The following is an 18,288-nucleotide window of genomic DNA, read 5'->3' as shown; positions in this document are numbered from 1 at the left end:
CAGGCACACCGTGGACAGAGGTTGTGGGGGGGCGGCTTGATCGCTATCTCGCGCCCATGAACGAGATGACTCCGCTCGCCCGTCCGGAACGCCTGCGCAAGCCCGACTGGATCCGGGTCAAGGCACCGACCAGCGCCGGCTTCGCCGCGACCCGCGAGCTGATGCGCTCGAAAAGCCTGACGACGGTCTGCGAAGAGGCGGCATGCCCGAACATCGGCGAATGCTGGTCGAAGAAGCATGCGACCGTCATGATCCTGGGCGACACCTGCACGCGCGCCTGCGCCTTCTGCAACGTCAAGACGGGCATGCCGCGCGCGGTCGATCCGATGGAGCCCAACAACGTCGCCGACGCCGCGGCGCAGATGGGGCTGGAGCATATCGTCGTGACCTCGGTCGATCGCGACGACCTGCCCGACGGCGGCGCGCGCCAGTTCGTCAAGGTGATCGAGGCGATCCGCCGTTCCAATCCGCGCACCACGATCGAGATCCTGACTCCCGATTTCCGCAACAAGCACGAGGCCGCGGTCGAGGCGATCGTCGCGGCGCGGCCCGACGTCTACAACCACAATCTCGAAACCGTGCCGCGCCTGTATCCGACGATCCGGCCGGGCGCGCGCTATTATGCGTCGATACGGTTGCTGGAGAGCGTCAAGAAGCTCGATCCCTCGATCTTCACCAAGTCCGGGGTGATGCTGGGGCTGGGCGAACAGCGGCTCGAAGTGCATCAGGTGATGGACGACATGCGCTCCGCCGACATCGATTTCCTGACGATGGGCCAGTATCTCCAGCCGACGCCGCGCCATGCGAAGGTCGAGGAGTTCGTCACGCCCAAGGCGTTCGACAGCTATGCCGCGATCGCGCGCGCCAAGGGCTTCCTGCTCGTCGCATCCTCGCCGCTCACCCGGTCGAGCTATCACGCGGGAGACGACTTCGCGAAGATGCGCGCGAACCGGGAGGCGAAGCTGGCCGCCGGGATCCCCGATCGTGCCCCCGATCGTGCCCCCGATCGTGCCTAAACATTCCGAGACGCGGCATCTGCCCTACACGCCGGAGCAGATGTTCGACATGGTCGCCGACGTGAAGCGCTACCCCGAATTCCTGCCCTGGGTAACGGCGATGCGCGTCCGCCAGGACAGTGCCACCGCGACGCTGGCCGACATGATCGTCGGCTTCAAGGGGCTGCGCGAGACGTTCACGTCGAAGGTCGAGAAGGCGCGGCCGTCCACGATCCATGTCGAATATATCGAAGGCCCGCTGAAATACCTGCACAACGACTGGACGTTCCGCGCGGAAGAGGGCGGCTGTGCGGTCGATTTCGCGGTCGATTTCCAGTTCAAGAACCGGATGTTCGAAATGCTGGCCGGGCAGGTGTTCGGCGTGGCGCTGCGCCGAATGATCGGCGCCTTCGAGGAGCGCGCGAAGGTGCTCTACGGCAGCAGCAGTTCGAGCGCGACCAGCGCCGCCTGAAGCCGGATACCGCCGCGGCCCAGGTCGCCGAACATCTTGCGATCGGCGTGGACGTCGGACGGATCGCCGCCCTTCTCCGCGCGCGCGAAGACGACGGTGCCGACCGGCTTCTTCTCCGAACCGCCGCCGGGGCCCGCAATGCCGGTGATCGCGACCGCGACGTCGGCGCCGCTGTTGGCCAGTGCGCCCTGCGCCATGCTCCATGCCACCGCGATCGACACCGCGCCGAAGGTTTCGAGCACGTCCGAATTGACGCGCAGCAGCTTCATCTTGGCATCGTTCGAATAGGTGACGAAGCCCGCACCGAACACGTCCGAGGACCCCGGGATCTCGGTGATCGCGGCAGCGACGAGGCCACCTGTGCAGCTTTCCGCCAGCGCGACGGTGCGCCCGGCGGCGCGGTTCGCCTCGACCACGCGCGCGGCGGCGGCGAGCAGTTCGGGGGGCAGCAGCGAATCCATCACCGCGCGCCTTCCGGGCAAAGCGGCAGGTCGGGGACGGCGATCGCCTTGCCCTTCGCCTTCTCCGCCTTGAAGTAGCGCAGCGTCGTCACGATCACGCCGGCCGTGTTCTGCGGCGGCAGCGGCGCGAGCTGCGTCACGAAGCGATCGATCGTCGCGCAGTCGGCGGGGTTGATCCGCCCGACCAGCACCGGTGCCAGCGCCGCGGTCAGCAACGGCCGCGCGAAGTCGGACTGGAGCAGCGAATCGATCATCGGGTCGGACAGCTTGACGATCGCGGCGCGCGCGCTCGACCATGCCCGATCCGCCGCGACCTGGTATCTGGCGAGGAAGTCGCTGTCGGTCCGTCGTAGCAGGCTGCTCGCGGGCAGGCGCGCTGCGCAGATGATGCCGGTCTGCTGGATGATGTCGGGCATCGCGACCAGCGTCATCGCCTCCGCCTCGGGCGTGGTGATGCAGCGGGTCTGCGCCCCGGCCGGGCTGGCGAGCAACGCCACGGCGGCGATCAGCGCCCTCATCGCGGCAGGCTCACGGTGGCGATCGCCTGCGCCGCGATCCCCTCGCCGCGGCCGGTGAAGCCCAGCCGTTCGGTCGTCGTCGCCTTGATGCTCACCCGATCGATGTCGAGCCCCAGCAGCGCACCGATCCGCGCCTGCATCGCCGCGCGGTGCGGACCGATCTTGGGCGCCTCGCAGATCAGCGTGAGGTCGATGAAATCGATCCGCCCGCCATTGTCGGCGATCAGCCGCGCGGCGTGCTGGAGGAATTGGGCCGAGTCGGCGCCCTTCCACTGCGGGTCGGTGGGGGGAAAATGCGTGCCGATGTCGCCCGCCGCGATCGTGCCGAGCAGCGCGTCGGTCAGCGCGTGCAGGCCGACATCGGCGTCGCTATGCCCCGACAGCCCCTTGTCGTGGGGGATCAGCACGCCGCCGAGCCACAGCGCTTCGCCCGTTTCCAGCCGATGGACGTCGAAACCGGATGCGCTGCGCGTTTCCCACGCCACCCGCGTTGCGGCGGCGGCGAAATCCTCTGGATGCGTGACCTTGTCGAGCATCGCATCGCCCTGCACCAAAGCGATGCTCCCGCCAAGCCGTCGCACCATCTGCGCGTCGTCGGTCGCGTCCTCGCCGGCGGGCCAACCGGCATGCGCGCGGGCGAGCGCGTCGCGGCGAAACCCCTGCGGCGTCTGGACACGCGACAGCCCGTCGCGCGGCACGAGCGCGCCGTCGCGCAACAGCGTATCCGCGACCGCAAGCGTGGGGACCGCGCCATCGGCCTCGTCGAGCGCGGCGAGGACGCGGTCGATCACGGCCGCGGGCACGAACGGCCGGGCCGCATCGTGCACGAGGATGCGCGCGCCGGTGACCGCCGCAAGCCCCCGCGCCACCGACTCGCGCCGTGTCGCGCCGCCGACGACGGTGCGGACCGGCCCGAGCGCGTCGATTGCCTGCCGCTCAGCGCCGGCGGCGATCACGACGACGACCTCGTCCACCGCCGGATGCCCCGCGAAGGCGGCGTATGCGTGTGCGATCAGCGGCTTGCCAACCAGCATCGCATATTGTTTGGGAACCGCGCCGCCCGCGCGCGAGCCGCTGCCCGCCGCGACGATCAGCGCCACCGTGCGTGGTCGATCCGTCATCGCCGCCGCCTAGCGCAACGCCCGCCAGCTTGCCAGAGCGGGCGGGGCAGGGTAAGGCGTTGCCCAATTTTCAGGCAGATCATGGCTCACCTTACGCCCATCCAGATCGGTCCCGTGCGGATCGACAGCCCTGTCGTGCTGGCGCCGATGACCGGCGTCACCGACATGCCGTTCCGCACGCTGGTGCGCCGCTACGGCTCCGGCCTCAACGTCACGGAGATGATCGCCAGCCAGGCGGCGATCCGCGAAACGCGTCAGTCGATCCAGAAGGCGGCGTGGCATCTGTCCGAGGAGCCGGTGTCGATGCAACTGGTCGGCTGCACGCCCTATGAGATGGCGGAAGCCGCGAAGCTCGCCGAGGATCGCGGCGCGGCGATCATCGACATCAACATGGGCTGTCCGGTCCGGAAGGTCACCAATGGCGACGCCGGTTCGGCGCTGATGCGCGACCTGACGCTCGCCGCGGCGCTGGTCGACAGCGTGGTGAAGGCGGTAAAGGCGCCGGTGACGCTGAAGATGCGCATGGGCTGGTGTCACGACAGCCTGAACGCCCCCGAACTGTCGCGCATCGCCGAGGATCTGGGGGTGCGGCTCATCACCGTCCACGGGCGGACCCGCAACCAGATGTACAAGGGCGAAGCGGACTGGCGCTTCATCCGCACGGTCAAGGAGGCGGTGTCGATCCCGGTGATCGCCAACGGCGACATCTGCGACATCGACGATGCGGTCGCCGCGCTCGACCAGTCCGGGGCGGACGGGATCATGATCGGCCGCGGCGCCTATGGCCGGCCGTGGCTGCTGGGTCAGGTGATGGAGTATCTGGCATCGGGCACGCGCCGGCCCGATCCGTCACTCGACGAACAATACCATGTGATCCTCGAGCATTACGAGACGATGCTCGCGCATTATGGCGACGTGACCGGCGTCAATATGGCGCGCAAGCATATCGGCTGGTACACCAAGGGGCTGACCGGATCGGCGGAGTTCCGCAACGCCGTCAACCAGCAGCCCGACGCCGCGACCGTCAAGCGCATGCTCGCCGATTTCTACGCGCCGCATCGCGACCAGCCCGCCCGGCAGCAGCAGGCCGCCTGACCCGGCCATGGCGATCCGGCCGGGGTTTTCGGAACTGTTCGCCGCGCTGCCCGTCGCGGTCGTCGTCGTCGATCCGGACGATCGCATCGCGCACGCCAACGCGCTGGCCGAGCAATTGCTCAACCTTTCCGAACGGGTGATGCGGGGACAACCGCTCGCCGCGATCCTGCCGCCACCCGCCGACGGCGATCGCCGCGAGGGGCAGGGCGTCGCCTTCTACGATACCGAGATCGCGATCCCGCACGGCCCCAAGATCCGCGTCGACTTCGTCGAGGCGGCGATCGCCGATCACCCCGGCTGGCGGACGATCACGCTGCACAGCGCCGCCAGCACGCGCGGGCTGGGCCACGCCGCAGGGCGAGGGGCCAGCGCCCGCGCTGCCAGCGGTGCCGCGGCGATGCTCGCGCACGAGATCAAGAACCCGCTGTCGGGGATCCGCGGGGCCGCTCAGCTGATCGGCGCGGGCGAGCTGACGACGCTGATCGTGACGGAGGTCGATCGGATCGCCGCGCTGATCGACCGGATGCAGGATTTCAGCGACACCCGCCCGCTGCCGATCGCGCCGGAAAACATCTATCCCCTGATCGGTCATGCGCGCCGGCTGGCCCTCGCTGGGTTCGCGCGCGGCATCACGATCGAGGAGCGGTTCGATCCGTCGCTGCCGCCCGCCGCGATCAACCGCGACGCGACGCTCCAGATCCTGATAAACCTTCTGAAGAATGCGCGCGAAGCATCGAAGCTGGAGCGCAACCCCCGGATCGTCATCACCACCGCCTATCGTCACGGCATGTCGGTCGCCGCGGCGCCCGGCCGCCCGCGCGTGCCGCTGCCGATCGAGATCTGCGTGCTCGACAACGGTCCGGGCGCGCCGGCGGACATCGCCGATCATCTGTTCGACCCGTTCGTGTCGGGGCGGCCGGAGGGGCAGGGGCTGGGCCTCGCGTTGGTCGACAAGCTGATGCGCGACATGGGCGGCATCGTCCAATACGCCCGCGAAGGAAGTCCCGAAATGACGACGCTCCGCCTCCTCCTGCCACGCGCCGCGCGGCCATGACCCGCATTCTGGTCGTCGACGACGACGCCGCGATCCGCACCGTGGTCGCCCAGGCCTTGCGCCGCGCCGGTCACGAAGTGCAGACCGCCGAAACGCTCGCGCAACTCGACCGCGCGCTGGCGACGCGGGTTCCCGACGTGCTGGTCACCGACGTCGTGCTGCCCGACGGCGACGGCATCGAACGGGTGCGGGAAGTCGGCCAGCGCCTGCCGCAACTGCCGATCATCATCCTGTCGGCGCAGAACACGCTGACCACCGCAGTGCGCGCGGCGGAGGTCGGCGCCTACGAATATCTCCCCAAGCCGTTCGACCTCGACGATTTGACCCGCGCGGTCGCCGGGGCGCTGGCGCGCAATGCGGTGATGCCGCAGCCGGAAGCGGGCGAGGACCCGGCGCTGCCGCTGATCGGGCGATCGCCCGCGATGCAGGACGTCTACCGCATCATCGCAAGAGTGTTGTCCAACGACCTGACCGTGCTCATTTCGGGCGAGTCCGGGACGGGCAAGGAGCTGGTCGCGCGCGCCATCCACGATCTGGGCGCGCGGCGCGGGGCACCGTTCGTGGCGATCAACATGGCGGCGATCCCGCGCGAATTGATCGAGGCGGAGCTGTTCGGGCACGAACGCGGCGCCTTCACCGGCGCGGCGATGCGCAACGCCGGCCGGTTCGAACAGGCGGCGGGCGGAACGTTGTTCCTCGACGAGATCGGCGACATGCCGATGGAGGCGCAGACGCGGCTGCTGCGCGTGCTGCAATCGGGCGAGTTCACCACTGTCGGCGGTGCACGGACGATGCGCGCCGATGTCCGGGTCGTCGCGGCCACCAACCGCGACCTGACGCAGCAGGTCGCCTCCGGCCAGTTTCGCGAGGACCTGTTCTACCGGCTCAACGTCGTGCCGGTGCCGCTGCCCGCGCTGCGCGAACGGCGGCAGGACATTCCGTTGCTCGCGCGTCATTTCCTCGAAAGCGCGGCAGCACAGGGATTGCCGCGGCGTCAGCTGAGCGACGCGGCCCAGGCGGCGCTCGCCGCGCACGACTGGCCGGGCAACGTCCGCGAGCTCGAAAACCTGATGCGCCGCCTGGCTGTGCTCGCACGCGACGAGCTGATCGACGCGGCGACGATCCGCGACCTGCTCGGCGCGCCCGGCGCGACGGGGGAGGCGGCCGATCCGGGCATCGCCGAGGCGGTGCGACACCTCGTCGAGCGTATCGCACGCGAGCGTCCCGACGCCCTCGACGACGGCACGCTCTACGACCGCGTCATCGGCGAGGTCGAACGTCCGCTGATCGAAACCATGCTCGCCCGCCACGGCGGCAATCAATTGCGCGCCGCGCGCGCCCTCGGCCTCAACCGCAATACGCTGCGTAAGCGTCTGGATACGCTAGGAATCAGTGTGCGCAGCGAGGACTGACCTAAGGTCCGTCTGCAATAGCCCCGTCCCATTCCGGCACAGGCGATCTGCCGCAGTGTCACCACAAACCATCGCCAATCCGAAATTATGTGGTTTCCGTGCAACAATCCCCGTTGTACGAGAGCCGTGATGAACGCGGCCCCGATGCCCGATCTACATGAGACCGACCGGGCGCGCCTCCTGCGGATAACGCCCGCGGTGGAGGCGCTGGTCCTCGCGCTGGCGATCGCGATCGCCACCGCCACCTACTTCGTCATCGCGGCAAGCAGCACGCCACAGATGCCCCTGTCGCCGCCGACGATCGCGTCGCTGCTGGTGGCCAATCTGGTGCCCGGCATCGCGCTGCTTATGCTCGTCGGCCGCCGTATCGCGCGACGGCGCGCCGCGGCATCCGCGGTGGGCGGCGAGGGACGGCTGCACGTCCGGCTCGTCGCGATCTTCTCGATCATCGCCGCGGTACCGGCGCTGCTGGTGACGATCTTCGCCTCGCTCCTGTTCCAGATCGGGGTCGAATTCTGGTCGTCCGACCGCGCCAGCGGCATGCTAGAGAATGCCCGCACTTTGGTCGGCGAGAACTACCAGCGCGAGGTCGATCGCGTCGTCGCGCAGGTGCAGGCGATGAGCGGCGATCTGTCCGCGGAATTGCAGGGCCATGCGGTCGACAGCCCGTATTTCCAGCAGCTCCTGCTCGTCCAGACCTATCGCCGCGAACAGTCGGAGGCGATGATTATCCGCAAGGGCGAGGGCGATCCGCTGATCGTCCTCAACCCCTATGAACGGCCGTTGCAGAACATCGTCTCGCCCGCGATGGAGCAGGCGCTTGATCGGGGCGCGCCCTATGTGATCGTGCGCAGCGACGACCGCATCGGGGCGGTCGTGCCGATATCCTATGGCAAGGGCGCCTATCTCTATTCGGCGCGGATCTTCGATCCTCAGCTCGCCAGCCAGATCCGCCGTGGCGACGCGATCGTCCGCGACTATCAGGCCCTCCAGAGCCGGTCGCGTGCACTGCAACTCAAGTTCAACGCGGCGTTGTTGCTGGTATCGCTGCTCATCGTCGGCATCGCCGTCTGGGCGGCGCTCGCGGTCGCGGACCGGCTGGTGCGGCCGGTCGCCGAACTGGTCGACGCCGCGCGCAAGGTCGCGACCGGCGACCTGACCGCGCGGGTTCCCGACCCGCGCCGCAAGGACGAGGTGGGCACGCTCGCCAACGCGTTCAACCAGATGACCGGACGGCTCCAGGAACAGACGAGCGCGCTGGTGACCGCCAACGACCAGCTCGACAACCGCCGCGCGCTGATCGAGGCGGTCATGGCAGGCGTCTCCGCCGGCGTCATCGCGGTGGCGGAGGACGGGACGGTGCGGATCGCCAACCGGTCCGCGACCGAGCTGATCGGTACCGGCGTCGATGGCCTCGTCGGGCGACCGTTGGGCGCGGTCGCGCCGGAACTGGCGGACCTCGTCGCCGGGCGCGAGCGCGAGGCGATCGTACAGGTGGCGCGGGGCGGGGAGCCGCGGACGCTCGCGGTGCGGATCGCGCGGACCGATTCTGGGCCGATCCTGACCTTCGACGATATCACGCAGCAGCTGCTCGACCAGCGCCGCGCCGCCTGGTCCGACGTCGCGCGCCGGATCGCGCACGAGATCAAGAACCCGCTGACCCCGATCCAGCTCGCAGCCGAGCGGCTCCAGCGCCGCTACGGCAGCAAGATCGACCCCGACGACACGACGTTCGCGCGGCTGACCGAGACGATCGTGCGCCAGGTCGGCGACCTGCGCCGGATGGTCGACGAATTCTCGTCCTTCGCGCGGATGCCCAAACCGGTGTTCCGCGAGGAATCCTTGGTCGACATCGCCCGCCAGGCCTTGTTCCTGCACGAGGTCGCGCATCCCGGCGTTCGCTTCGAACTCGACCATGACGTCCCGGCGCCGACCTTGGTATGCGATCGCCGCCAGTTGAGCCAGGCATTCACGAATATCGTCAAGAATGCGGTCGAAGCCATCGAGGCGAAAGGCGAAGACGGTGGTTCGGTGGTGATGTGCGTGCGTGCGGACGACGGCGCCGTGGTGGTCGAGGTCGCCGATAGCGGCGTCGGCCTGCCGCCCGACCGCGACCGGATCGTCGAGCCCTATATGACCACCCGCGCCCGCGGCACCGGCCTCGGCCTCGCGATCGTCAAGAAGATCGTCGAGGAGCATCACGGCATCATGACCTTCGCCGACCGCGACAAGGGGGGCACGGTCGTCCGCATGGCCTTCGATGCGGATGCCCTCGCCGCGCTCGATCAGGGTGCCAGCGCACCCGAACCCGTCGGTGACGACCAGCTCGCCGCACTCACACGCAATCGGAATTAGCATATGGCGCTCGACATCCTCGTCGTCGACGACGAACACGATATCCGGGAACTGGTCGCCGGCGTCCTTGAGGACGAAGGCTACGAAACCCGGACCGCGGCCGACAGCGACGCGACGCTGGAGGCGATCGCCACGCGGCGGCCGTCGCTGGTGCTGCTCGACGTCTGGTTGCAGGGATCGCGGCTCGACGGGCTGGAACTGCTCGACGAGATCAAGCGACGCGATCCGTCGATCCCGGTGCTGGTCATCTCGGGCCACGGCAACCTCGACACCGCGGTCGCCGCGATCCGGCGCGGTGCGAGCGACTTTATCGAAAAGCCGTTCGAGGCGGAGCGCCTGCTGCTGCTGGTCGCCCGCGCGACCGAAACCGAACGGTTGCGTCGGGAAGTCGCGAGCCTGCGCGTCTCCGCAGGTCGCGAAAGCGACCTGACGGGCAGTTCGGGCGCGATCAACGCCGTTCGTGCGACGCTGAAGCGCGTCGCGGCGACCGGCAGCCGGGTGCTCATCATGGGCCCCGCCGGCGTCGGCAAGGAGGTCGCCGCGCGGCTGCTGCACGGATGGAGCAACCGCGTCCAGGCGCCGTTCGTCATCGTCAGCGCGGCGCGGATGACGCCCGAACGGGTCGAGGAGGAACTGTTCGGGGTGGAGGAGGGGGGCGACCTCGTCCGCCCGGGACTGCTCGAACAGGCGCATGGCGGCACGCTGTTCCTCGACGAGATCGCCGACATGCCGATCGCGACGCAGGCTCGGATCCTGCGCGTGCTGACCGACCAGAGCTTCAGCCGCATCGGCGGCACCCGCATCGTCAAGGTCGACGTCCGCGTCGTGTCCGCCACCTCGCGCGACCTCGCGCATGAGATCACCGAGGGGCGCTTTCGCGAGGACCTCTATTACCGGCTCAACGTCGTGCCGGTGCCGATCCCGGCACTGGCCGAGCGGCGGGAGGACATTCCCGCGCTGGTCGAGCATTTCATCGCGCATTATGCCGCCGACCGCCGCGTCCCGACGCCGGAGATCGCGTCGGACGCCATGGTCGCGCTCCAGTCCTACGACTGGCCGGGCAACGTCCGCCAGCTGCGCAACGTGGTCGAGCGCACGATCATCCTCGCGCCGGGCGACCGCATCGGTCGGATCGACCTCGACCTGCTGCCCGCGGAAGTGCTGGGCGATCAGGGCGATATCGGCGGCGGTGGCGGCGGCGCGATCATGGGCGCACCGCTCCGCGAGGCGCGCGAGACGTTCGAGCGCGAATATCTGCGCGTCCAGATCCGCCGCTTTTCGGGCAACATCAGCCGCACCGCGAGCTTCATCGGGATGGAGCGATCGGCGCTGCACCGGAAGCTCAAGTTGCTCGGCATCACCGACATGCGCGAGGATTGATCGCTGGACGCGGGGCATCATCGTTCATAGATGCATGTGGCTGGTCGAACCGACCGGCATCCGACGCCGGGAAACGGCGCGATAGCGGGCTAACGGCTCGCCAATAATACGAAAGGCTCCTCATGGCCGACAAGCAAGGGTCCCTCCAGGACCTGTTCCTCAATGCCCTGCGTCGCTCGAAGACGCCGGTGACGATGTTCCTCGTGAAGGGCGTCAAGCTTCAGGGTATCGTTACCTGGTTCGACAATTTCTCGGTGCTGCTGCGCCGCGACGGCCAGTCGCAGCTGATCTACAAACATGCGATCTCGACGATCATGCCGTCGGGTCCGATGGATATCGCCGCGATCGTCGACTCCGTCGGCGAAGCGCAGCGCAAGCAGCCGTTGTTGCAGGAAATATTCCTGAACGCCGTGCGTAAGTCCGAAGATTCGGTGACGATGTTCCTCATCAACGGCGTGATGCTTCAGGGCCATATCGCCGGCTTCGACCTGTTCTGCATGCTGCTCCAGCGCGAGGGCATGGCCCAATTGGTCTACAAGCATGCGGTGTCGACGATCCAGCCCGCGCGGGCGCTCAACCTCGCCGACGAGGGCGAGACGGACGAATAGTCGATGACCACCGGGTTCAACCGCGACCGTGACGATTTCGCCCGCGGCGGGCGTGCGCTGATCGTGCTCCCCGACCAGGGGGACGCGCATCGCGACGCCGATGCGCGGCTCGACGAGGCCGCCGGGCTCGCCGCCGCGATCGGCCTCGTCGTCACCGACAAGGTCGCGGTGCGGGTGCGCGCGCCCAAGCCGGCGACGCTGATCGGCAGCGGTCAGGTGGAACAGCTCGCGGTGCAGGTCCGCCAGAACGAGGCGGATCTCGTCGTCTTCGACGCGAGCCTGACCCCGGTACAGCAACGCAACCTCGAAACCGCGCTCGAGGCCAAGGTGATCGACCGTACCGGGCTGATCCTCGAAATCTTCGGCGAGCGCGCCGCGACCGCCGAGGGGCGGTTGCAGGTCGAGCTTGCGCATCTGGATTATCAGGCGGGACGGCTGGTACGCAGCTGGACCCACCTCGAACGCCAGCGGGGCGGCTTCGGCTTCCTCGGCGGGCCCGGCGAAACGCAGATCGAGGCCGATCGCCGGCTGATCCGCGACCGCATGGCCCGACTGCGCCGCGAACTGGAGCAGGTCAGTCGGACCCGCGGCCTGCATCGCGAGCGGCGGCAGCGGGCGCCGTGGCCGGTGATCGCGCTGGTCGGCTATACCAACGCCGGCAAATCCACGCTGTTCAACCGGCTGACCGGTGCGCACGTCATGGCGGAAAACCTGTTGTTCGCGACGCTCGACCCGACGCTGCGCCAGGTATCGCTGCCGGGAATCGACAAGGCGATCCTGTCCGACACCGTCGGGTTCGTGTCGGACCTGCCGACCCAGCTCGTCGCCGCGTTCAAGGCGACGCTGGAGGAGGTGGTGTCGGCCGACCTGCTCGTCCACGTCCGCGACATCGCGCATCCCGATACAGAGGCGCAGCGGGCCGACGTCGAGGCGGTGCTGACCGAGATCGGCGTATCGGACCTGACGCCGCGGTTCGAGGCGTGGAACAAGCTCGACCTGCTCGACGCCGACCGTCACGACGCGGTGCTCGCCGAGGCAGAGCGGCGGGACGACGTCGTCGCGCTGTCGGCGCTGGGCGGGGAAGGGGTCGATGCGTTGATCGGGCAGGTCGCGGCGAAGCTGACCGCCGGCCACCGTCGATACTGGATCACGCTTGCAGCGGAGGACGGCGCCGGTGCGGCCTGGCTGCACGCGCACGGCGAGATGCTCGGCCAGTCGAGCGAGGGGCTGGAAACGCAATATGAAGTGCGGCTCGCCGAACGCGATTACGAACGGTTCCTGCAACGCTGACCGGGGTTAACGCGCCTTAACCTGCTGCCACAACGCTTCCTTGTCGGCGAGGCTCAGTGCGGCGAAGCCGGCGCCTGCCATCTGCTCCATGCCGCGAAAGCGTCGTTCGAACTTGGCGTTGCCGGCCCGCAGCGCCGCTTCGGGGTCGACGCCCAGGTGGCGTGCCCAGTTCACCACCGCGAACAGCAGGTCACCGATTTCCTCGGCGATCTCCGCGGCCGGAGCGGCGGCCACCTCGGCGATCTCCTCGTGCACCTTGGCGAGCGACCCACCGGCGTCGGGCCAGTCGAAACCGACGCGTGCGGCGCGCTTCTGCAACTTTACCGCACGCAACAACGCCGGCATTCCCGCCGCCACGCCGGCGAGCGCGCTGTCGTCGTCCTTGCCGGCGCGCTCGGCCGCCTTCAATTCCTCCCAGCCGGGACTGCGCTCTGCGGCGCCGAAGATGTGCGGGTGGCGTCGTTCCATCTTGTCGCTGATCGCGGCGACCACGTCGGGCAGCGCGAACGCGCCGGCTTCCTCGGCGATCCGGCTGTGGAAGACCACCTGGAGCAGCAGGTCGCCGAGCTCGTCGCGGAGGTCGGTCGCATCGCCACGCTCGATCGCGTCGGCGACCTCATAGGCTTCCTCGATCGTATAGGGCGCGATCGTCGCCCAGGTCTGGGCGACATCCCATTCGCACCCATGCTGCGGATCGCGCAGCCGCGCCATGATCGCCACAAGCCGTTCAATCATCGGAAAGGGCCCCCTCCACCGATCACGGCAAGATCGATAATAGGCATTATGTAAAATCCTGTGGTCGGTGCGGTTCGAGGATCAGGATATTGCCTTCGACCCGCCACGACTTCAGCTTCGACAGGAAATTCATCCCCAGCACGTCGGTGTCGCCGAACGCCGGCGATACCACGACGGGCAGATCGCGTGCGGCGATGTCGCCCAGTCGCAGCTCGCGGACTTCCGCGGTCTGCGCACTGATCCGGCCGTTTGCAGTGTTGAGAATCATCGGAAAGACGCTCTTGCGGACATCGAGCGCAGCGGCCTGGGCGGTCGCGGTCGACAAGGCGGTGACCGTCGCGCCGCTGTCGACCAGCATGCGCCGCGCGACGCCATCGATCGTCACCCGTGCCCAGAAATGGCCGTCGGGCGACATGCGGATGTGCGTTTCCCGGCCGACCACATTCTGGTCGTCGAGCTTCAACAGACTCGCCACGCGTTGCAGATACGGGTCGAACTTCTCACGCTGGCTGAAGACGACCAGCAGGATACCGGCGAGCACCGCCCAGCTTGCCAGCGACAGCAGCACACGCAGGATCGGCACGCGCCGCGCGATCAGCGCCGAGACCGGCAGGACCAGCAACAGCAGATAGAGCAGCATATGGCCGCCCGCATCGATCGTCATGGCGTGAATTCGAGCCCGTCATAGCCTGGTTCGACTCCCGGCGGCAGTGTCGCCACCAGTGTCGCATAATCCATGCTATGGTCCATGTGTATGAAGGCTGACCGGCGCGGCCGCAGCGCGTCGATCCAGCCGAGCACCGTCGGCACGTCGGGATGCGTGGGGTGCGGCGCGTAACGCAGCGCATCGACGATCCACACGTCCAGCCCGGTGTAGAGCACGCGCATCGCCGGGGTCAGAGCGTGGAAATCGGTCGCATAGCCGACCGTCATGCCACCCGCCGAAAACCGCAGCCCGGCAGTGGTGATATTGCCGTGCGGCTGGTCGACGACATCGATCTCGATCCCGCCGATCGTCAGCCGGTCGGGCAGGTCGGCGGCATCGATCGTCGGGGGATAGCCCTGTCGTCCGGCGAACACATAGGTGAAGCGCTGTTCGAGCGCGGCCCGCGTCGTCGGCCGCGCAAACCCGCGCACCGGGCGGCCGAGCGCATGGAAGATCTGGCGCACGTCGTCGATGCCGTGGCAGTGATCGGCGTGGTCGTGGGTCCAGATGATCGCATCGACCGCCGCGACATCGGCGGCGAGCAATTGTTCGCGCATGTCGGGACCGGTATCGATCAATACCCGTATCCCCTCATGCTCGACGAGCAGCGACGCGCGCGACCGGCGATTGCGGGGCTCGGCGGGGTCGCACATGCCCCAGTCGTTGCCGATCCGCGGCACACCCGACGAGGTGCCGGAGCCGAGGATGCGGACCTTCATCGCTTCGCCTTGTCGAACAGGGCGAAGAAATTGTCCGCGGTCCGTTCCGCGAGTGTTTCGATCGGCTCGCCACGGAGCCGGGCGAGGAAAGCGGCGGTATCGGCGACGAACGCGGGCTCACCCGGCTTGCCGCGGTTCGGCACCGGCGCCAGGAACGGCGCATCCGTCTCGATCAGCAGCCGCTCGATCGGCAGGCGCGCCGCGGTCTCCTGAAGATCGCGCGCGTTCTTGAACGTCACGATCCCGGAGATGGAGATGTATAAGCCGAGGTCGAGCGCCGCGTCGGCGAAGGCGCCGCTGGCGGTGAAGCAGTGGATGACCCCCCGATACGCCCCCTGCTCCATCTCGTCGCGCAGGATCGCGAGGGTATCGTCCTCGGCATCCCGGGTATGGACGATCAACGGCAGGCCGGTCGCACGGCACGCGGCGATATGCGCGCGAAAGCTCGCCTGCTGCCGCGCGCGATCCGAATGGTCGTAAAAATAGTCGAGCCCGGATTCGCCGATGCCGACGATCCGCGGATGCGCCGCCCGCGCGACCAGCCGCGCGGTGTCGATATGGGGATGCTGGTCGGCCTCGTGCGGATGGATGCCGATCGACGCCCAGACATCGGGTTCGCGCTCGGCGGTGGCAACCACCGCATCCCATTCGCTCTCGCGCGTCGAGATGTTGAGCATCGCGCCGACGCCGCGGTCGCGGGCGCGCGCGAGCACGTCGGCCTGTTGCTCGAATACGCCCTTGTAGTTGAGATGGCAGTGGCTGTCGGCGAACATCACGCGTCCGTCACCGCAGCCGGCATCTCCAGCCGCGGGAATACCGGCGACGGCGGGGCGATGACGAAGCCCGACGCCGCCTGTCGCGCATACCAGCCGTCGTCGTCCACCGCCGCATGGTCGCGCTCGGCCGCGCCGACCTGGTCGAGCACCTTCGCCGCGGCATCCGGCACGACCGGCAGGATCGTGATCGCAAGCATGCGGATCGCGCGGATCAGCGTGCCGAGCACCGCATGCATCCGCTCGGGATCGGTCTTGCGCAACGCCCATGGCGCCTGCGCGTCGATATATTGGTTGCAGGCGAAGACGCCGCGCATCCACGCCTCGATCCCCTGGTTGAGCATCAGGTCGCCGAACGCGGTCGTGAAGCCGGCGCAAGCGACGACGACCTCCTCGATCAGCATCGCATCCGCCGGGTCGCTGCGCCCCGCATCCGGAAAGGCGCCGGCGAGGGTCTTGGCCACGAACGACAGCGTCCGCTGGGCGAGGTTGCCGAAGCTGTTGGCGAGCTCGGCATTGACGCGGGTCACGATCGCCTCGGCGGAATAGCTGCCGTCCTGGCCGAAGCTGACGTCGCGCAGCAGGAAATAACGGACCGCGTCGACTCCGAACGCCTCCGTCAGTTCGTCCGGACTGACGACGTTGCCGACCGATTTCGACATCTTTTCCCCGCGGTGGAGGACGAAACCGTGCGCGAACACCTGTCTCGGCAGCGGCAGGCCCGCCGACATCAGGAAGGCGGGCCAATAGACCGTGTGAAAGCGCGTGATGTCCTTGCCGATCAGGTGCAGGTCCGCCGGCCAGAACCGCGCCATCGTGTCGGCATCGTCGGGATAGCCGGCGCCGGTCAAATAGTTGGTCAGTGCATCAACCCAGACGTACATGACGTGGCCGGGGCTGCCCGGCACCGGTACGCCCCAGTCGAAGCTGGTCCGCGACACGGACAGATCGGACAGGCCGCCCTCGACGAAGCGCATCACCTCGTTCCGACGCGCCTCGGGCCGGATGAAATCGGGATTGGCGGCATAGAGGTCGAGCAGCGGCTGCTGGTATTTCGACAGGCGGAAGAACCAGGTTTCCTCGGCGGTCCATTCGACCGGCGTACCCTGCGGCGACAGGCGCTGCCCCCCTTCCCCGTCGATCAGCTCCTTCTCGTCGTAGAAGGCCTCGTCGCGGACCGAATACCAGCCCTCGTAGCGGTCGAGATACAGGTCGCCCGTGTCCTGCATCGCCTGCCAGATCGCTTGGCTCGCGGTATAATGCGCCGGCTCGACGGTGCGGATGAAGCGATCGTACGAGATGTTGAGCGTGTCTGCCATGCCACTGAAATGCGCCGACATTTCGTCGGCGAAGGCGCGGACGTCGCAATCGCGGGCGCGGGCGGTCTGCGCCATCTTCAGCCCGTGTTCGTCGGTCCCGGTCTGGAACCGCACGTCGCGCCCGGCCTGGCGCTGGAACCGCGCGATCGCGTCGGCGGCGATCATTTCATAGGCGTGGCCGATATGCGGCCGCCCGTTGGGATAGTGGATCGCGGTCGTGATGTAATAAGGATCGGCCATGGCCGCCTCCTAGTCGATCGATCCGGCGAATTGAAGCCGAACCCGCACGCCCGGCACGCCTCAGCGCAGCGTCGCGACGATCGCCGCCATCTCGAACACGGTCGCCTGCGCATCGAGCGACAGGCCGAGCGCCGCGCCGGCGAGGTCGCGCGCCGCCGCCTGCGCGTCGAGCGCCGTCTTCAGCCGTGATCCCGACCGTTGGCGCGCCTCGCGCGCGATCATCGCCGGCACGCGATCGAGGAACGCCTCGTAGCGCGCTGCATTGCCCTTCCCCGCCAGCGATTTGGCCAGCGCGGCACGGTGCGCGTTCATCGGATCGCCGTCCCGTGCGATGTGGGCGATCGCGCTGTCGAGGGCCTCGATATCCAGCCCGGCGTAGCGGATGGCACGGCCGGGAGCGCCCTCCCCCGTGCGGACCAGCGCGGCGATCTCGTCGCGATCGGCGTCGGGCAGCGCCTGCCCCAGCGCCCGCGCCATCGCCTCATCGTCGAGGGCGGCGAAGCGCAGCACGCGACACCGCGACCGGATCGTCGGCAGCAACCGGCCGGGCGCGTGGCTGACGAGCAGGAAGATCGTGCCGACCGGCGGCTCTTCCAGGTTCTTGAGCAGCGCATTGGCGCCGTTGCGCTCCAGATCGTCGGCCGCATCGATGACGACGACGCGGCGCGCGCCCATCGACGGGGTCGTCGCGAACATCGGTTGCAGGGCGCGCACCTGCGCGATCGTGATGCTGCGCGCGATGTCCTGATCGGGCTTCTCGGCATCCTTGGGCAGGCGCCGCATCACGCGCAGATCGGGATGCGATCCGGGATCGACGAGGGCGCGGGTGGGATGCCCGTCCGGCACGGCGAGGCCGGGCGCGTCGACGCCGGTGGCGCTCGCCTCCGCCAGCATGCGCAGCGCGGCAGCGGCGGCGAATTGCGCCTTGCCGACGCCCTCGGGGCCGACCAGCAGCCAGGCATGATGCAACGTGCCGCTGCGCAACGCGGCGGCGAACGCCGCCTGCGCGTCGTCGTGGCCGACCAGACGGGTCAT

General features: G+C 68.4%; 18 protein-coding genes. 9 read left to right on the top strand and 9 right to left on the bottom strand.

Annotation, left to right across the window (positions count from 1 at the left end; genetic code table 11):
- The first annotated feature begins 56 nt into the window (after window positions 1-56).
- Window positions 57-1,016: a lipoyl synthase gene (gene lipA / locus LPN01_RS00905; RefSeq protein WP_262826477.1), complete on the top strand. Its 960-nt coding sequence runs from the start codon at window positions 57-59 to the stop codon at window positions 1,014-1,016.
- The gene (locus LPN01_RS00900; RefSeq protein WP_262826476.1) at window positions 1,009-1,467 is read left to right on the top strand and encodes a type II toxin-antitoxin system RatA family toxin; all 459 of its coding nucleotides are present in this window, start codon (window positions 1,009-1,011) and stop codon (window positions 1,465-1,467) included. The genes lipA and LPN01_RS00900 overlap by 8 nt, the downstream gene beginning before the upstream one ends.
- Here the strand turns inward: LPN01_RS00900 and LPN01_RS00895 are convergent.
- From LPN01_RS00895 to LPN01_RS00885, 3 genes are read right to left on the bottom strand one after another with little or no spacing between them, the layout of a single operon-like run.
- Entirely contained in the window at window positions 1,428-1,928 is a 501-nt protein-coding gene (locus LPN01_RS00895; protein ID WP_262826475.1) for a CinA family protein, read from the bottom strand. The genes LPN01_RS00900 and LPN01_RS00895 overlap by 40 nt on opposite strands.
- Window positions 1,928-2,446, bottom strand: a complete 519-nt coding sequence (locus tag LPN01_RS00890; protein WP_262826474.1) for a hypothetical protein — start codon at window positions 2,444-2,446, stop codon at window positions 1,928-1,930. The genes LPN01_RS00895 and LPN01_RS00890 overlap by 1 nt, the downstream gene beginning before the upstream one ends.
- The gene (locus LPN01_RS00885; protein WP_262826473.1) at window positions 2,443-3,567 is read right to left on the bottom strand and encodes a bifunctional 2-C-methyl-D-erythritol 4-phosphate cytidylyltransferase/2-C-methyl-D-erythritol 2,4-cyclodiphosphate synthase; all 1,125 of its coding nucleotides are present in this window, start codon (window positions 3,565-3,567) and stop codon (window positions 2,443-2,445) included. Before LPN01_RS00885 ends, LPN01_RS00890 begins: the two co-directional genes overlap by 4 nt.
- Window positions 3,568-3,648: 81 nt before the next feature.
- On the opposite strand from LPN01_RS00885, the gene dusB reads away from it, so the two are divergent.
- From dusB to hflX, 7 genes are all read left to right on the top strand, one after another.
- Complete coding sequence (gene dusB / locus LPN01_RS00880; RefSeq protein ID WP_262826472.1) at window positions 3,649-4,662, top strand: tRNA dihydrouridine synthase DusB; 1,014 nt, start codon at window positions 3,649-3,651, stop codon at window positions 4,660-4,662.
- Between the two features lie 7 nt (window positions 4,663-4,669).
- The gene (locus LPN01_RS00875; protein WP_262826471.1) at window positions 4,670-5,716 is read left to right on the top strand and encodes a two-component system sensor histidine kinase NtrB; all 1,047 of its coding nucleotides are present in this window, start codon (window positions 4,670-4,672) and stop codon (window positions 5,714-5,716) included.
- Entirely contained in the window at window positions 5,713-7,128 is a 1,416-nt protein-coding gene (gene ntrC / locus LPN01_RS00870; RefSeq protein WP_262826470.1) for a nitrogen regulation protein NR(I), read from the top strand. The genes LPN01_RS00875 and ntrC overlap by 4 nt, the downstream gene beginning before the upstream one ends.
- Before the next feature lie 144 nt (window positions 7,129-7,272).
- A complete protein-coding gene (locus tag LPN01_RS00865) occupies window positions 7,273-9,483 on the top strand; it encodes an ATP-binding protein (RefSeq protein ID WP_262826469.1) in 2,211 nt (736 codons plus the stop codon).
- 3 nt (window positions 9,484-9,486) lie between these two features.
- Window positions 9,487-10,863, top strand: a complete 1,377-nt coding sequence (locus tag LPN01_RS00860; protein ID WP_262826468.1) for a sigma-54-dependent transcriptional regulator — start codon at window positions 9,487-9,489, stop codon at window positions 10,861-10,863.
- Window positions 10,864-10,985: 122 nt separating this feature from the next.
- On the top strand, window positions 10,986-11,471 hold the full coding sequence (gene hfq / locus LPN01_RS00855) for an RNA chaperone Hfq (RefSeq protein ID WP_262826467.1): 486 nt from the start codon (window positions 10,986-10,988) through the stop codon (window positions 11,469-11,471).
- Window positions 11,472-11,474: 3 nt separating this feature from the next.
- Window positions 11,475-12,761, top strand: a complete 1,287-nt coding sequence (gene hflX / locus LPN01_RS00850) for a GTPase HflX (RefSeq protein ID WP_262826466.1) — start codon at window positions 11,475-11,477, stop codon at window positions 12,759-12,761.
- A 6-nt stretch (window positions 12,762-12,767) separates the two neighbouring features.
- On the opposite strand, the gene mazG is transcribed toward hflX, so the two are convergent.
- Genes mazG through LPN01_RS00820 form a run of 6 tightly spaced genes read right to left on the bottom strand, consistent with a single transcriptional unit; the run spans window position 12,768 to window position 18,288 of the window.
- On the bottom strand, window positions 12,768-13,496 hold the full coding sequence (mazG, locus tag LPN01_RS00845) for a nucleoside triphosphate pyrophosphohydrolase (RefSeq protein WP_262826465.1): 729 nt from the start codon (window positions 13,494-13,496) through the stop codon (window positions 12,768-12,770).
- Between the two features lie 46 nt (window positions 13,497-13,542).
- Window positions 13,543-14,160, bottom strand: coding sequence for a TIGR02281 family clan AA aspartic protease (locus tag LPN01_RS00840; RefSeq protein WP_262826464.1), 618 nt, complete (start codon window positions 14,158-14,160; stop codon window positions 13,543-13,545).
- Window positions 14,157-14,921, bottom strand: a complete 765-nt coding sequence (locus tag LPN01_RS00835; RefSeq protein ID WP_262826463.1) for an MBL fold metallo-hydrolase — start codon at window positions 14,919-14,921, stop codon at window positions 14,157-14,159. The genes LPN01_RS00840 and LPN01_RS00835 overlap by 4 nt, the downstream gene beginning before the upstream one ends.
- A complete protein-coding gene (locus LPN01_RS00830) occupies window positions 14,918-15,694 on the bottom strand; it encodes a TatD family hydrolase (protein ID WP_262826462.1) in 777 nt (258 codons plus the stop codon). Before LPN01_RS00830 ends, LPN01_RS00835 begins: the two co-directional genes overlap by 4 nt.
- A complete protein-coding gene (gene metG / locus LPN01_RS00825) occupies window positions 15,694-17,253 on the bottom strand; it encodes a methionine--tRNA ligase (protein WP_262826460.1) in 1,560 nt (519 codons plus the stop codon). The genes LPN01_RS00830 and metG overlap by 1 nt, the downstream gene beginning before the upstream one ends.
- Window positions 17,254-17,313: 60 nt before the next feature.
- Window positions 17,314-18,288 (bottom strand): AAA family ATPase, encoded by a 975-nt coding sequence (locus LPN01_RS00820; protein ID WP_262826459.1) that lies wholly within the window; start codon window positions 18,286-18,288, stop codon window positions 17,314-17,316.

This window comes from Sphingomonas sp. A2-49 (assembly GCF_025548555.1).
Taxonomy (GTDB): domain Bacteria; phylum Pseudomonadota; class Alphaproteobacteria; order Sphingomonadales; family Sphingomonadaceae; genus Sphingomonas.
The sequence above is the reverse complement of the archived record's forward strand: the minus strand, read 5'-3'. Positions and strand labels throughout refer to the sequence as shown.